Origin of the sequence: Arthrobacter sp. UYCo732, assembly GCF_040547265.1 — a bacterium.
GTDB lineage: Bacteria > Actinomycetota > Actinomycetes > Actinomycetales > Micrococcaceae > Arthrobacter.
The window spans coordinates 604,183-619,418 of record NZ_JBEPPJ010000001.1; the positions used below are offsets into that span (position 1 = coordinate 604,183).

The 15,236-nt window shown below is 63.3% G+C and carries 13 protein-coding genes; 9 read left to right on the plus strand and 4 right to left on the minus strand.

The features are described 5' to 3' along the window. The first annotated feature begins 75 nt into the window (after positions 1-75). Positions 76-1,635 (plus strand): LCP family protein, encoded by a 1,560-nt coding sequence (locus ABIB45_RS02900; RefSeq protein WP_354214385.1) that lies wholly within the window; start codon positions 76-78, stop codon positions 1,633-1,635. Positions 1,636-1,695: 60 nt separating this feature from the next. Here the strand turns inward: ABIB45_RS02900 and ABIB45_RS02905 are convergent, their stop codons facing one another. After that, a complete protein-coding gene (locus ABIB45_RS02905) occupies positions 1,696-3,648 on the minus strand; it encodes a M13 family metallopeptidase (RefSeq protein WP_354214386.1) in 1,953 nt (650 codons plus the stop codon). A gap of 252 nt (positions 3,649-3,900) precedes the next feature. Between ABIB45_RS02905 and leuA the strand changes: the two genes are divergently transcribed. The 3 genes from leuA to ABIB45_RS02920 all read left to right on the plus strand — a co-directional run bounded on the left by leuA (position 3,901) and on the right by ABIB45_RS02920 (position 7,299). Further along, positions 3,901-5,640, plus strand: a complete 1,740-nt coding sequence (gene leuA / locus ABIB45_RS02910; RefSeq protein WP_354214387.1) for a 2-isopropylmalate synthase — start codon at positions 3,901-3,903, stop codon at positions 5,638-5,640. Between the two features lie 85 nt (positions 5,641-5,725). Further along, positions 5,726-6,478: a DNA repair protein RecO gene (gene recO, locus ABIB45_RS02915; RefSeq protein ID WP_354214388.1), complete on the plus strand. Its 753-nt coding sequence runs from the start codon at positions 5,726-5,728 to the stop codon at positions 6,476-6,478. Positions 6,479-6,480: 2 nt separating this feature from the next. Beyond that, positions 6,481-7,299 (plus strand): isoprenyl transferase, encoded by an 819-nt coding sequence (locus ABIB45_RS02920; RefSeq protein WP_354214389.1) that lies wholly within the window; start codon positions 6,481-6,483, stop codon positions 7,297-7,299. On the opposite strand, the gene ABIB45_RS02925 is transcribed toward ABIB45_RS02920, so the two are convergent. Beyond that, complete coding sequence (locus tag ABIB45_RS02925; protein ID WP_354214435.1) at positions 7,266-7,949, minus strand: alpha/beta hydrolase; 684 nt, start codon at positions 7,947-7,949, stop codon at positions 7,266-7,268. The two genes, ABIB45_RS02920 and ABIB45_RS02925, sit on opposite strands and share 34 nt — an antisense overlap. 95 nt (positions 7,950-8,044) lie before the next feature. Further along, positions 8,045-9,142, minus strand: coding sequence for an alpha/beta hydrolase (locus ABIB45_RS02930; protein ID WP_354214390.1), 1,098 nt, complete (start codon positions 9,140-9,142; stop codon positions 8,045-8,047). A 75-nt stretch (positions 9,143-9,217) separates the two neighbouring features. Between ABIB45_RS02930 and ABIB45_RS02935 the strand changes: the two genes are divergently transcribed. After that, a complete protein-coding gene (locus ABIB45_RS02935; protein WP_354214391.1) occupies positions 9,218-10,288 on the plus strand; it encodes a quinone-dependent dihydroorotate dehydrogenase in 1,071 nt (356 codons plus the stop codon). Between the two features lie 121 nt (positions 10,289-10,409). Here the strand turns inward: ABIB45_RS02935 and ABIB45_RS02940 are convergent, their stop codons facing one another. Beyond that, positions 10,410-11,012 (minus strand): DUF3043 domain-containing protein, encoded by a 603-nt coding sequence (locus ABIB45_RS02940; RefSeq protein WP_354214392.1) that lies wholly within the window; start codon positions 11,010-11,012, stop codon positions 10,410-10,412. 53 nt (positions 11,013-11,065) lie between these two features. On the opposite strand from ABIB45_RS02940, the gene ABIB45_RS02945 reads away from it, so the two are divergent. From ABIB45_RS02945 to ABIB45_RS02960, 4 genes are all read left to right on the plus strand, one after another. After that, positions 11,066-12,502 carry a dipeptidase gene (locus tag ABIB45_RS02945; RefSeq protein WP_354214393.1) on the plus strand — a complete coding sequence of 479 codons (1,437 nt, stop codon included), beginning with the start codon at positions 11,066-11,068 and terminating at the stop codon, positions 12,500-12,502. Between the two features lie 184 nt (positions 12,503-12,686). Continuing rightward, on the plus strand, positions 12,687-13,070 hold the full coding sequence (locus tag ABIB45_RS02950) for a HesB/IscA family protein (protein WP_354214394.1): 384 nt from the start codon (positions 12,687-12,689) through the stop codon (positions 13,068-13,070). Positions 13,071-13,256: 186 nt separating this feature from the next. Beyond that, on the plus strand, positions 13,257-14,129 hold the full coding sequence (gene ctaC / locus ABIB45_RS02955) for an aa3-type cytochrome oxidase subunit II (RefSeq protein ID WP_354214395.1): 873 nt from the start codon (positions 13,257-13,259) through the stop codon (positions 14,127-14,129). Positions 14,130-14,139: 10 nt separating this feature from the next. Further along, the coding region (locus tag ABIB45_RS02960; protein WP_354214396.1) for a cbb3-type cytochrome c oxidase subunit I at positions 14,140-15,236 on the plus strand (1,097 nt) is incomplete at its 3' end.

The window sequence follows — 15,236 nt, forward strand, 5'->3', positions numbered from 1 at the left end:
CGGCCGGTCACCGGGAAGTTCCCAGCATGGGCTACTAAAATAGGCCGGATTCAATTTTCGAGGAAGGTACACCACATGGGGCGAAGCCGCGACAATCGCGAGTACGGAGCTGACGCATCAGCCGGAGCCGGTCCGGTCTCCCGGCACGCGGACGCCAGCGCCGTCGGCGTTGGCCGGCACCTCGGGGGGCAGCGGCAGATGCCAGGATGGCTGAAAGTGACCACGGCCGTGCTGACCGTTGTGCTGCTCGGAGGCCTCGGCTTCGCTGGTTACTGGTACTTCCGCCTGCAATCGAACATCACCACGGCACCGCTGAGCGCCGGAGATGGCGCCGCGAACTCGGACTCAACGGGCCGGATGCAGATCCTCATCCTTGGATCGGACACCCGGGAGGGCAAAAACGCCGAGTACGGCTCAGTGCAAGACTCCCTGGGATACGGCAAGTCCGACGTCATGATGCTGATGGACATCTCGGCTGATAACAAGCGCGTCAGCGTCATCAGCTTCCCCCGGGACTTGCTGGTGGATATTCCGCAGTGCAAGGACCAGAAAACCAAACAGTCGTTTCCTGCCCTCCGCGGGGTGATGATCAACGAGGCCATGTCGCAGGCGGGCATCGGCTGTGCCGTGGACACCGTCAATAAACTGACAGGCCTGACGGTCGATCATTTCATGATGGCGGATTTCAATGCAGTCAAGGAACTTTCGAACACTGTTGGTGGTGTGGACGTCTGCATCAGTGACGCCGTCTACGATCCTGATTCGCGCCTGCGGCTCCCCAAGGGCACGTCTTCGGTGCAGGGTGAAATGGCACTCGCCTTCCTCCGTACCCGGCATGCTTTTGCCGACGGCGGCGATCTGGGCCGAATCAAGGCGCAACAGGGATTCCTGTCCTCCCTCACACGGAAGATCAAGGACGACGGCACGCTGTCCAGCCCCGCAAAATTGCTGAACATTGCTGACACCGTCACCCAGAACCTCACCGTGGATGAGGGACTCGCGTCCGTGCCGTCGCTGCTGACGATCGGCAACCGGCTCAAGGACATTAACATCAGCAAGGTGGCTTTTGTGGCGGTACCCACCACCCCGGCACTGTCAGACACCAACCGCCTCCAGATTGCCGAACCGGCAGGATCCCAGCTGTTTGCAGCCCTCCGCGATGACGTGGACCTGACGGATCCGAGGGCCCGGGCCACACCCACGCCGTCGGAAACGGCCGCACCCGCAGCGGAGCCCACGGAAACGCCCGTGCCGCCATACAACAAGGCCGTCCAGCCCGTCACAGTGGCCAACGGCAGCGGAGTGCCGGGGCGTGCCCAGGAAATCGTGCAGGCACTCGTGACCGGTGGCTTCACCCAGACCGGTCAGTTCGCTGCCACTCCGGTGACGCAAAGCGCGGTTTACTACGGGACGGACTTCGCGGACGTCGCGGCCGACGTCGCCGCGCTGCTGGGAATCCCGGCCGCGCAGGTGCAGCCGGCGCCCGGCGTCGTAGGCGTTCAGGCCTACCTGGGGACCGACTTCACATCCGGTGCCACCTACGGTGCCGTCGCACTGCCGGCGGACATCGTCAACCAGACAGCCGGTGACAGTCTTTGCCAGCAGGCGAATCCATTCCTGATCGTTCAAAACTGACTTCAGCGAGGTGCAGGAGAGGCGGGGCCAACAGGCCCCGCCTCTCTGCGTTTGAAGGTACTACCAGATGCTGACCCGCGAGTCCTGCGGCATCCACATGCCATCCTGGTCAGTCACGCCAAAAGCCTCATGGAACGCGTCCAGGTTCCTGGCGATGGCGTTGGTGCGGAACTCGTTGGGGGAGTGGGGATCAGTGGCGAGCCTCCGGATGGCTTCTTCGGCCCGGATCACCTGGCGCCAGCCGGCTGCCCAGGAGGCGAAGAAGCGCTGCTGGCCCGTCAGCCCGTCCAGCACCTCGGGTTCCCTGCCGTTGAGGCTCAGGAGGTATGCCTTGTAAGCGATGGTCAGGCCGCCCAGATCGCCGATGTTTTCCCCCAAGGTCAGTTTGCCGTTGACGTTGTGCCCCGGCGCGGCATAGGGCGACAGGGCATCGTACTGGGCAACCAACTTGGCGGTGAGTTCCTCGAACGCCTTGCGGTCGTCCTCGGTCCACCAGTTCCGCAGCGCACCGCCGCCGTCGAACTGTGAACCCTGATCATCAAAACCGTGGCCGATTTCGTGACCGATGACAGCCCCGATTCCGCCGTAGTTCACGGCGTCGTCGGCGTCGGCCGTGAAGAAAGGCGGCTGCAGGATGGCTGCCGGGAACACGATTTCGTTGAGCATCGGGTGGTAATAGGCGTTGACCGTCTGCGGAGTCATGAGCCATTTGTCCAGGTCAACCGGCTTACCTACCTCATCGAGGTGGCGCTCGACGTCGGCGTTATGGGCGCGCTCCACGTTGCCCAGAAGATCGGCGGGGTCGATCTCCACCGCTGAGTAGTCGATCCACTTGTCCGGGTAACCGATCTTGGCGCGGAAAGCGTCCAGTTTCCGCAGTGCTTCAGCCTTGGTCGCCTCGCCCATCCAGTCCAGGCCGGTGATGCTCCGCCGGTAAGCCTCGATCAGGTTGGCTACCAGGGTCTGCATACCTGCCTTGTGCGACTCGGGGAAGTGCTTGGACACGTAAATCTCGCCCACTGCTTCGCCCAGGCCAGCTTCAACAACGGCGACAGCCCGCTTCCAACGGTCCTTGTTGCGCGGCGTTCCGCTGAGGGTAGTGCCGTAGAAGGCGAAGCTGGCATCGACGAACCCGGCGGAAAGATACGGCGCGGCGGCGTTGATGATCCGCAACGCCAGCCATTCCTGCCAGGCCTGCAGTGGCTCGGATTCCAGCAACGCCGCGGCTCCACTGAAAAAGTCCGGCGTGCTGACGACAATTTCCGCCCGTTTGCCGGCATCTACCCCGGCAGCTTCGAACCAGGTGCCCAGGAGCGGGAAAAGTGCGGTAGCCTCCGCGGCGGACTTGAGGTTGTAGGTCTTCCGTGGGTCCCGCAGCGTGACATTGTCCCAGTGGTGGGACGCCAGGCTGGTTTCGAGGGCCACCACCCGGCCGGCAGCTGACCCGGCGTCCGGAATCCCGCCCAGGGTGAACATGGTCCGGACATGCTCCCGGTAGGCCGCGACCATGGGAGCGAACTTCTCCTCCCGGTAATACGACTCGTCGGGCAAGCCCAGGCCGCCCTGACCTATATAGAGCAGGACGCGGTCCGGGTTGCCGGCGTCCGGTGCGGGGTAGATGTAGAACAATCCCGAAACGTCGGCCCTGAACAGGCTCCCGGCGAGGGCAACGACGTCGGCGATGGACGTGGTGGCGGAGACAGCCTCCAGCCGTTGGCGGATGGGCTCCATGCCCTTGGCCTCAACGGTTGCCTCATCCATGAAGCTGTTGTATAGATCGCCCACCTTCCGTTCGATCCCCGTGGCGGCCTGGCCTTTGGCAGCCGCTTCTTCGATGATGTCGCGGACCGCCATCTCCGCGCCGTCGCGCAACGCGGTGAATGTTCCCTCGAGTGGCCGGTCATCCGGAATTTCAGTGGCCTTGAGCCAGGACCCGTTCACGTGCTGGTACAGGTCATCCTGCGGCCTGACGGCGTGGTCAATGTTGGATAGATCGATCCCCGAAATGGGCACAGAAGCTCCTTCGTGTGACGTGCCGCGCCGGCGCTGCACCGGTGCGGCGTCTGCATGGTGGACGTTGCGGGAGATGTTGCACTTTCATCTTACGCACCCGTGTTACTCTCAAATGGTGCGCGCAGAACTGCTCCTTCTTATGTGCCGCGGCGAGGCCTCAGACGCGATCTAGCGCAAGGCCCACCCTCGCTGCGGAGTTTGTGTTGCCCGGCCACCTTTCAGATCTGAACCACAGAAAAGGCCCCGATACTCATGCAAAACGCACAGAAGTCTTCTGGAATGCCCGCCCACCGTTACCTGCCGTTCCAGGATCAGATCACCGTTGAACTGCCGGACCGCACCTGGCCAGACAAGGTCATCACCAAAGCCCCGCGCTGGTGTGCCGTGGATCTGCGTGACGGCAACCAGGCACTGATTGACCCAATGAGCCCGGCCCGCAAGATGAAGATGTTCGATCTGCTGGTCCGCATGGGCTATAAGGAGATCGAGGTCGGCTTCCCGTCGGCGTCGCAGACCGACTTCGACTTCGTCCGCCAGCTCATCGAGGGCAACCACATCCCGGATGACGTCACCATCCAGGTCCTGACCCAGGCCCGCGAGCAGCTGATCGAGCGGACCTACGAGTCGCTGGTGGGCGCCAAGCAGGCCATCGTCCACCTGTACAACTCAACGTCCGTCCTGCAACGCCGCGTGGTGTTCAACCAGGACGAGGACGGAATCCTGGACATCGCGCTCCAGGGCGCCCGGCTGTGCAAAAAGTACGAGGAAACCCTCGTCGATACCCACGTCACGTACGAATATTCCCCTGAGTCCTTCACCGGCACAGAGCTGGAATATGCCGTCAGGGTCTGCAACGCCATCGCTGAGGTGTTTGAAGCCTCCGCCGACAGCCAGGTCATCATCAACCTGCCCGCCACGGTGGAGATGGCCACCCCCAACGTCTACGCCGATTCCATTGAGTGGATGAACCGTCACCTGCACCCGCGCGAAGGCATCATTCTGTCCCTGCACCCGCACAACGACCGCGGCACCGGTGTTGCCGCCGCCGAACTCGGTTACCTGGCCGGCGCTGACCGGATCGAAGGCTGCCTGTTCGGCAACGGCGAGCGGACCGGCAACGTGGACCTTGTCACCCTGGGCCTGAACATGTTCGTCCAGGGGATCGATCCCATGATCGATTTCTCCGATATCGACGAAATCCGGCGCACCGTGGAGTACTGCAATCAGCTGCCGGTCGCCGAACGTGCCCCGTACGGCGGCGACCTCGTTTTCACCGCTTTCTCCGGCTCGCACCAGGATGCCATCAAGAAGGGCTTTGAGGCCCTGGAACGGGATGCTGCCGCTGCCGGCAAGGACGTTGCCGACTTCACCTGGGCGGTCCCGTACCTGCCTATTGACCCCAAGGATCTGGGCCGCAGCTACGAAGCCGTCATCCGGGTGAACTCGCAGTCCGGCAAGGGAGGCGTGGCCTACCTGCTCAAGAACGAGCACAGCCTGGACCTGCCGCGCCGCGCCCAGATCGAGTTCTCCGGCGTGATCCAGAAGCGCACCGACACTGTGGGCGGTGAGGTCACCGGATCCCAGCTCTGGCAGATCTTCCAGGACGAATACCTTCCCTCCAGCCAGTCTGACGGCCAGTGGGGCCGGTACTCATTGGGTTCCTTCAGCACCGAAACCGATGACGACGGCGGGCTGACCCTGCACGCTTCCCTCACCGTGGACGGTGTCCAGGCGCGCCGCACCGGCACCGGAAACGGACCCATCGCCGCTTTGCTGAGCATTCTGCACGACGACGGCGTGGATGTCCGGGTGCTGGACTACAGCGAGCATGCCCTTTCCGAAGGCGGAAACGCCACGGCCGCCGCGTACGTCGAGTGTGCCGTGGGGGAGCGTGTCCTGTGGGGCGTCGGCATGGATGCCAACACCAGCACGTCCTCGCTGAAGGCGGTCATTTCCGCGGTCAACCGTGCTATCCGGGATTCGCGAGCCTGATCCGGAACAGCGGTGCGCGCCGGAAGCCACGGCGCGCAACGCACCGGCATAGCCGGCTTTCCGGAACACAGTGCGAAGATTAACCGTGGTCCAACAATCCTTTGCCGCCCGTTCTTACCGTGATGACGCCGTCGTGCTGCGAACACACAAACTGGGTGAAGCTGACCGCATCATCACGCTCCTGACCAAACATCACGGCCAGATCCGGGCCGTCGCCAAGGGTGTGCGGCGTACCAGCAGTAAATTCGGGGCCCGACTGGAGCCATTTATGGTCGCGGACTTGCAATTGGTCTCCGGAAAAACGCTGGACATCGTCACGCAGGCTGTCGCCAAAGGCGCCTACGGGGGCAGCATAGCTGCAGACTATGGGCGCTACACAGTGGCTGCCGCCATGACGGAAACGGCCGAAAAGCTGACCGACGTCGACGGCGAAGCGGGCACTGCCCAATACAACCTGCTGGTGGGGGCCTTGGCCTCGCTCAGCAGGGGTGACCACGCGTCGGGGCTGATCCTGGATTCGTACCTGCTGCGGGCCCTCGCTACGGGCGGCTGGGCGCCGAGCTTCACGGACTGCGCCCGCTGCGGGAGGCCCGGCCCCCATACTGCGTTTTCGGCTCCCCTGGGCGGCATGGTCTGCGCTGACTGCCGGCCGCCTGGCTCGCCTGCGCCTGCAGCGCAAACCGTCACGCTGTTGGCTGCCCTGCTGACAGGGGATTGGAGGACGGCGGACGGGTCCGGCGTGCCGCACCGGCGCGAAGCCGCCGGCTTGGTGGCGGCATACCTGCAATGGCACCTTGAGCGTGTCCTGAAATCCCTCAAACATGTGGAGCGTGCCTGACAGTGGCCTTGGGAAAAAAGTACCCCCCGATGCGGAAGCGGACCACTCCGGTGGTGGCACCCTATCCGCATCCGTCCGGGGCGGTTGCACCGGCGATCCCGGCAGAATTCATCCCCCGCCATGTGGCCATTGTGATGGACGGTAACGGGCGCTGGGCGAACCAGCGCGGACTTCCGCGGATCGAGGGCCACAAAGCCGGCGAGCCCGCCCTGCTCGATGTGATGGCCGGAGCCATCGAACTCGGCATTGAGTATGTAAGCGTCTATGCATTCTCCACTGAGAACTGGCGCCGCTCACCGGAGGAAGTCCGCTTCCTGATGGGTTTTAATAAGGATGTGCTGCGCAGGCAGCGGAACCAGCTGGACGACTGGGGTGTCCGGGTCCGGTGGTCAGGACGCCGTCCCCGGCTGTGGGGGTCGGTGATCCGCGAACTGGAAGAGGCGGAGGAGTTCACCGCCGGCAACAGCACGTGCACGTTGACCATGTGTGTTAACTACGGCGGACGTGCCGAAATTACCGATGCCGTATCGGCCATTGCCTCTGAGGTAGCCGCGGGCCGCCTGAAGCCCGGGGCAATCACCGAAAAGACCATCCAGAAGTTCCTGGACGAACCGGACCTGCCGGATGTCGACCTGTTCCTGCGGAGCTCGGGGGAGCAGCGGCTTTCCAACTTCCTGCTCTGGCAGTCGGCCTACGCTGAATTTGTTTTTATGGACACCCTGTGGCCGGATGTGGACCGCCGGACACTCTGGGAAGCAGTGGAAATCTACGCCCAGCGGGACCGGCGCTACGGCGGCGCCGTCGACGCCGCCACCCCGTAGGTGTAGGACTGCGCCCAGGAGGCAGCATGTATCAGCTCCTCGGTCCATTCAGCCTGGATGCTTGTCCGGTCTGAAGGCATCACCAGCACGGGCGCCGTGATGTGCAATCCCCTCGAAGCGGCGGTGTGCCCGGCCAGGACCGCCTTCGCCCAGCCTGCCCGGATGGGGAACGGGGCGGCCGGCCGCCAAAAGGGATGGAGCTGCCACTCGCCATGTGCCTCGCTGCTGACGCCTTGCCAATAACCGTGCATCTCCGGTATGCGGAACGGGCGCCTCGGATCGGCTCTGGCGACGGGCTCCACCAAATGCATGGCGAGGTTCCGGATCAGTCTGCTGCCCTGGAGTTCCAGCCACGGGGCGTTGAGGATCAGGGTCCCCAGCGCGCCCGGATGGCGGTCCGCCCACAGCGCTGCGACGAAACCGCCGAAGGAATGTCCTAAAAGGTGCACTGTGGGGACCGGTCCGGCCCGGTCAATGGTCAAATGCGAGAGGTCGGCCCTGATTGCCGCCATTGCCGCTGCCAGGTCTTCGTCGTAGATCTGGAGGTCCGTCGCGTAGCGGGGGGTCTGCCCCTCCCGCAGGCGCCGCCCGAATTTCCTGAGATCCAGGGCATCAAAGTGGAGCCCCCGCGCTGACAGCTGATCCGCCAGTTCCGCCTAAAGAAAGTAGTCCGCCCAGCCATGCAGCTAAGGCACCGGGGCCGGAACCGGCTCGGCAGCCGGTTGGGTGCCCGCCCTCGGTCCGGTCATGCGCCGGGTAGAGATTCGGCGGGGCCGGGCGTGGGATTGCCGTACCCGCACAGCCACCGGGAAAGCCGGGCATAGGCGTCCGTCCGCACGGCGGCAGGGGAGAGAAAGACGTCGTGGAGCGCGCCTTCAATCCGTTCAACTGTGACGGTGTGCCCCAGCGTGAGCGCCCGGAGAGCAATAATGTTCACGTCCAGCACGGCGTCGGTCCGCCGCATTTCCTCAGTCCAGAAAGGCCCAGTGGCGCTGCCCCGCGAGAGCAGGACCAGGATGGGGATATCGATTGCCAGCCCCCGTGCCACTTTGGCATGACCGGACAGGACGGCGCTCAGCCAGCCGGCGCGGAGCGGGAAAGCCATCGGCGGCCGGAATTTGTCGTCAACGGCCCATTCGCCATCGGCCGAACTGCTGATGGTCCGCCAATAGAATCCGCGCTCGGGAAGGCGCAGTACGGCCTCGGGCCGGAAGCGCGCCACCGGTCCCACCATCGTGGATGCTGCCCGGCGCACCAGTGAGCTGCCATGCATCTCGAGCCAGGGGCTGTTCAGGACAAGTTGAGAGGCCGTGCCAGGGTGGCTGCTGACCCACAGTGCCGCCACCAGGCCTCCGGTGGAATGGCCCATGAGGGTAAGCAGCATGGTCTCATCCCAGGCCGGTTCAGGTTCTTCGCGCTCAGACTGGCCTGGCGTGGGCTCTTCGGCAACGGACTGTTGTACTTGTTCGGGCAGCCCAGAATCGGTGCGGATGATCTCAATGGCCTGGCCGATCTCGGCGTCATAATCGCCAAGGTTGGCGACGTACCCGCCGGGGGCATCGGGTCGGAGGCTGCGGCCGTGGTTGTGCATGTCCAGCGCATAGAACTCAAACCCGTGGCCGGTCCAGAACTGTGCAAGGTCCACATTGAAGAAGTAATCGCTCCAGCCATGCAGGAAAAGCACCGTCCGTCGTGGCCCGGGCACGTTTCCGAGGTAGTCCCGGTCTTGCACCCCTGGGCGGAACCGCACCAGCGTCGCTGTCCGTTGGACGCCGTCGGCACCCGCGGCCTCGAATGTGCACGCCTCGAAGCCTGCACCGAGGATGTCTGGCTGCCACTCCATGGGTTTATGGTAGCCGGGCCACCAACTTTGTCGGCCCGGTTTGGTCTGGACCGTACAAGGCGGAAAACTAGAGCCATGCGCGTATATCCGACTTTCTTCAAGCTGGCCTTTTCATGGATGGACGCCGAGCGCGCCCACAAGATCGGATTCAGGGGGATCAAGCTCGCCCACACCTCCGGTGCAGGGCGGCTGCTGCAGCGGTTCACAGCCCCGGCACAGTCCCTGCAGACCACGGCATTTGGCGTGACGTTCCCGTCCCCATTCGGCCTTGCCGCCGGGTTCGACAAGGAGGGGCTGGGCATCGAAGCCCTCACGGAACTCGGTTTCGGCCACGTCGAAGTTGGCACCATTACCGGCCAGGCGCAGCCCGGAAACGAAAAACCACGCCTCTTCAGGTTGATCGAGGACCGCGCAGTGATCAACAGGATGGGCTTCAACAACGACGGCGCGGCCGCCGTCGAGCCCCGCCTTAAGGCTGCCCGTGCCGCTCTCCAACGCAAACACCCCGCCGTGCGGCCGGTGATCGGGGTGAACATCGGGAAGAGCAAAGTGGTGGAACTGGCCGACGCCGTGGCGGACTATCTCAACAGCGCCCGGAGCCTCGCCCCGGCTGCCGATTACCTGGTAGTCAATGTCAGCTCACCCAACACGCCCGGGCTTCGCCTTCTGCAGGATGTCCAGACGCTTCGTCCGCTGCTGGCCGCGGTGGGGGAGGAAGCGGACAGGGCTGCCGGCCGGCACATCCCACTGCTCGTAAAGATCGCCCCTGACTTGAGCGATGAGGATATCGACGACGTCGCGCGGCTGGCGTTGGACCTGAAGCTGGACGGAATCATCGCAACCAATACCACCATAGGACGCTCCGGCCTTAGGTCGCCGGCAGCGAAGGTGGCGGAATGCGGTGCCGGGGGCCTGTCCGGGGCACCGCTCAAGCAGCGGTCGCTGGAGGTCCTTCGCCGGCTGACTGAAGCCACCGGGGGCGCGATTACCCTCGTGGCCGTTGGCGGCGTCGAGACGGCGAATGATGTCCAGGATCGCCTGGACGCGGGGGCAACCCTGGTCCAGGGTTACACCGCTTTCCTCTATGAAGGTCCCTTCTGGGCGGCCCGTATTAACCGGGAACTGGTCAAAAATCGCCGGCGCTGACAACCACGGATGCAAAAAATCCCCGGCGGTCCTACCGCCGGGGATTTTTGTTTCAAGATTGGAGCGATCCGTGGGCGGGCCGTGACGGCCTGTCAGGAGTGGGTATGTCGGGACCTGTCCGTCAGGAGGGGTACTGGCCGCGCTTCACAAGCGGCTTGGGGAGCCGCAGTTTGCGGAACTGCAACGAACGCATCGAGCCGTACCAGACCGTGCCGCGCTCAACTTCGCCGAACTTCGCCGTCAGTTTCTTGCGGAGCTGCCGGGACAGAATAAACACGTCCACAAAAACGGCCAGGAACATCACCCAGAAGCCACCCAGCACGTACACCATCTGCTCGCCGGACGCCGGCACGATGAGGGAAATAATGACAAAAACGAGGGCGCCGAACATCAGGTATTCGCCCAGGCTGAAGCGCGCGTCAACAAAGTCGCGGGAATAACGTTTCTGCGGCCCCTTGTCCCGCACGGGCAGGAATTTTTCGTCACCAGTGTCCAAAGCCTGACGCATCTTGGTCCGCTGGTCCTGGATCGCCTGCCGCTCAGCGGTCTTCGAAGCCTTCCGGTCTTCCGGCACCAGGGGCCGTTTGCGGGCCGCTTCCTGGGCTTTGCGTTTGGGAGTGGGCGCACCCTTACCCAACGCGGCATCCTGCCGGGCTGCCACTTCAGCGGCCTGCTGGTCTATTGATTCCTGCGCCGTTGGCGCTTCCTTTTTACGTCCGAACACTTGAACAGAATACCTTGCGGCCCGGGCGATCCGGCGCGGGTAGTGTGTTCGCCATGACTCCTACTTCAGCGGCCACTCCAGAGAACGCCGGCGCCCCCCGCTCAGCAGGAACTATTGATGCCGAGGCTCTCCGGCTGTCCGTGGACCGGTCTTTCGACGGCACGCTTGAGCGGCTCAGCCATCTCGTGGCCATCCCAGGCATCGCCTGGTCGAGTTTCGATCCTGCTCCTTTGGACGCCAGCGCTGCGGCGGTGGCTGAACTCCTGCGGGCGGCAGGACTCGGGGATGTCCAGATACTGCGCAGCCAGAAGGAGGACGGTACCCCGGGCGGGCCCGCCGTCGTGGCACGTCGGCAGGCCGCCCAAGGCAAGCCGACCATTCTCCTGTACGCCCACCACGACGTGCAGCCGCCCGGGGATCCGGCGCTGTGGGAATCAGCGCCGTTCACCGCCGTCGAACGCAATGGCCGGCTGTACGGGCGGGGCGCCGCTGATGATAAGGCCGGAATCATGGCCCACGTGGCTGCCTACACAGCAGCGGCCGCGGTTCTTGGTACCGCATTTGGCCTCGGCGTCACCTTCTTCTTCGAGGGTGAGGAGGAAGTTGGTTCTCCCACGTTCCGCACCTTCCTCGAAACGCACCGTGAACTGCTGAGCGCAGACGTCATTGTTGTGGCCGACTCCAGCAACTGGAAAGTGGGGATACCGGCACTGACCACCAGCCTGCGCGGCCTGGTGGACGGCACCATTGAAGTCCAGGTGCTCGAACATGCTGTCCACTCGGGCATGTTCGGCGGCCCGGTGCTGGATGCCCCCACCCTCTTGTCCCGGCTGATTGCCACACTTCATGATGCCGAAGGCAATGTGGCCATCGAAGGCCTGGTGTCCTATGACAACGTCGGTGTGGACCTCACCGAAGCGGAGTACCGTGCGGATGCCTCCGTGCTCGACGGCGTCCGGCTGGCCGGCACAGGCAGCATCGCCGGACGCCTGTGGACCAAACCCGCGCTGTCGATCATCGGGTTCGACGCCCCGGCAGTTGACGTGGCATCGAATACCCTCCTGCCGCGGGCACGCGCCAAGTTCAGCCTGCGCCTGGCTCCCGGCCAGATACCCGCAGAGGCGATGGATGCCGTGCGGCGGCACGTCGAGGCCAACACACCCTTTAGCGCCAAGGTTGTCTTTACGCCGGGGGAGAGCGGCAATTCGTTCCTCGCCGATACGACTTCCACTGCGGCGAAGTTTGCCATGTGGGCGTTGGAAGAGGCCTGGGGCGTCCCCGCGGTGGAAATGGGCATCGGGGGATCGATTCCGTTCATATCTGACTTGTTGGACCTCTACCCCGATGTCCAGATCCTCGTGACGGGAGTCGAGGATCCCGACTCCCGGGCCCACAGTGCAAACGAGTCACTGCACATCGGCGATTTTAGGAACGCCATTCTCGCCGAGGCGCTGCTTCTGGCCCGGCTCAACATCGAGCGGCTCGGCTGAACTGCACCGTCACTGCATGCCGTTGACAGCGCCGGACGGGAACAAAATGCAGGGCGGCGATAGTTACGTCTGGAGTTAGAGCTACACGTCTGACCGAAGTAGCATGTAGCTATAGCCCGTACCGTATCCGTAGGGGCAGGCACCGCTGAAGCGGGGCCGCCAGGACCGTCCAAAGGTAGGCCAAATGAGCACCGCAACCAACGAGAACACCACCGAAACCGCTGCCAGCGATGAACTGGCCGCGCATGAGGTCAAGCTCACCGACGTCGCTGCAGGCAAGGTCCGCAGCCTCCTTGAGCAGGAAGGCCGCACTGACCTTCGCCTCCGCGTTGCCGTCCAGCCCGGCGGCTGCTCGGGCCTCATCTACCAGCTCTACTTCGACGAACGCCTGCTCGACGGAGATGCCGTCCGCGACTACGACGGCGTAGAAGTTGTGGTGGACAAGATGAGCGTGCCTTACCTCAGCGGAGCCAGCATCGATTTTGAAGACACCATCTCAAAGCAGGGCTTCACCATCGACAACCCAAACGCCGGAGGCTCGTGCGCATGTGGTGATTCGTTCCACTGACCGGTTCTTTCGCCCGATGTCGGCGCCTGCTTCTCATCAGCCAAAAACGGCACGGAGGCACGGCGCCGACATGTGGGCGAAACGCCCGGCGGAGCGGTAAGCTCTACACCGAGTAGTAAAACTTTTAGTGTGCCCGGAAGGCCATCGAGGCGGCCGGGCAACAGCAACAAGTAGGAAGGGCCGTCTGTGAGTTCGCAGAACCGAACCGGCAGCCGACGCAAAACGATCACTTCGATCTCAGGATTGGCAGTTGCCGGCGCGTTGGTTTTGACTGGATGTTCGCCAGAGGTATCGAGGGGGTGGCTGCCCACCGAGCGTGGAACCACCAATCACACTGACCGGATCATGGACCTCTGGGTCAACTCATGGATTGCGGCCCTTGTAGTGGGCGTCATTACGTGGGGTTTGATCGTCTGGTGCCTTGTTGCCTATCGCCGCCGCAAGGGGACCGTGGGATTCCCGAAGCAGATCAGCTTTAACCTCCCGCTCGAGGTGTTCTATCTGACCATCCCGATTTTCATGGTCCTGGTGTTCTTCTACTTCACGGACCGTGACCAGCAAGCCATTGATGACCGGTCACAGCCGGCCGACGTCGTGGTTGACGTCCGTGCCAAGCAGTGGGCCTGGGACTTCAACTACAAGTCCGGCCAAGTCGTCGAGCAGGACGTCTACGAAGCCGGTGTACAGGCCCACCTGACGGGTAACACCATCAACAAGGAAGCCCTCCCGACGCTGTACCTGCCGGTGGGCAAGTCAGTCGACGTAGAGCTCAACTCCCGCGATGTCATCCACTCCTTCTGGGTTCCCGCCTTCCTGCAGAAGCGCGACATGATCCCGGGCAAGACCAACTACATCCGGTTCACTCCCACTAAAGAGGGAACCTATGACGGTAAATGCGCAGAACTCTGCGGCGAGTACCACTCCGAAATGCTCTTCCGCGTCAAGGTTGTCTCCGAAGCCGAGTTCAAGGCCCACATGGACAAGCTCAAGGATGCAGGCAACACGGGGCTCCTCGGCACAGAATACAATCGCAACCCGAACCTGAACGAAATTAAGTAAGGGGAGCGACGTGGCTACTTACACCCAATACGCACCTGTGGAGACCTCTGCGGCTCCCGTAGTTCCGAAGTCCAAGGGACGCGTCGTCGTCAACTGGATCACCTCTACTGACCACAAGACCATCGGGTACATGTACCTGATCGCGTCGTTTGTGTTCTTCTGCCTGGGCGGCGTGATGGCGCTGCTCATCCGGGCTGAACTGTTCGAACCGGGCATGCAGATCCTGCAGACCAAAGAGCAGTACAACCAGCTGTTCACCATGCACGGGACCGTCATGCTGCTGATGTTCGCCACCCCGCTGTTCGCGGGCTTCACCAACGTGATCATGCCCCTGCAGATCGGCGCTCCCGACGTCGCCTTTCCGCGGCTGAATGCGCTGGCGTTCTGGTTCTTCCTCTTCGGCTCCACCATCGCCGTGTCGGGCTTCATCACCCCGCAGGGTGCTGCTTCGTTCGGCTGGTTCGCGTATGCGCCGCTGTCCAACACCACGTTCAGCCCCGGCATCGGTGGTGACCTGTGGGTCTTCGGCCTGGCCCTGTCCGGTTTCGGAACCATCCTGGGTGCGGTCAACTTCATCACCACCATCATCTGCATGCGCGCCCCGGGCATGACCATGTGGCGGATGCCCATCTTCACGTGGAACGCCCTGATCACGTCCATCCTGGTCCTGATGGCTTTCCCACCCTTGGCGGCAGCTCTGTTCGCGCTGGGTGCTGATCGCCGGTTCGGTGCACATATATTTGACCCGGAAAATGGTGGCGCGGTTCTCTGGCAGCACCTGTTCTGGTTCTTTGGCCACCCGGAGGTGTACATTATCGCGCTGCCGTTCTTCGGCATCGTCTCGGAGATCTTCCCGGTCTTCAGCCGCAAGCCGATCTTTGGCTACAAGGGTCTGGTCTACGCCACCATTGCCATTGCCGCCCTGTCCGTGACGGTGTGGGCGCACCACATGTACGTGACCGGTTCGGTGCTGCTGCCGTTCTTCGCGTTTATGACCATGCTCATCGCGGTTCCCACCGGTGTGAAGTTCTTCAACTGGATCGGCACCATGTGGCGGGGGTCGTTGACCTTCGAAACCCCCATGCTGTGGAGCATCGGCTTCCTGAT

Bases quoted from the DNA above. Each gene is read 5' to 3' on its own strand.
- leuA (WP_354214387.1), top strand. From the start codon at position 3,901: ATGCAAAACGCACAGAAGTCTTCTGGAATGCCCGCCCACCGTTACCTG.
- ABIB45_RS02950 (WP_354214394.1), top strand. From the start codon at position 12,687: ATGAGCACCGCAACCAACGAGAACACCACCGAAACCGCTGCCAGCGAT.
- ABIB45_RS02945 (WP_354214393.1), top strand. From the start codon at position 11,066: ATGACTCCTACTTCAGCGGCCACTCCAGAGAACGCCGGCGCCCCCCGC.
- ABIB45_RS02900 (WP_354214385.1), top strand. From the start codon at position 76: ATGGGGCGAAGCCGCGACAATCGCGAGTACGGAGCTGACGCATCAGCC.
- ABIB45_RS02930 (WP_354214390.1), bottom strand. From the start codon at position 9,142: ATGGAGTGGCAGCCAGACATCCTCGGTGCAGGCTTCGAGGCGTGCACA.
- ABIB45_RS02935 (WP_354214391.1), top strand. From the start codon at position 9,218: ATGCGCGTATATCCGACTTTCTTCAAGCTGGCCTTTTCATGGATGGAC.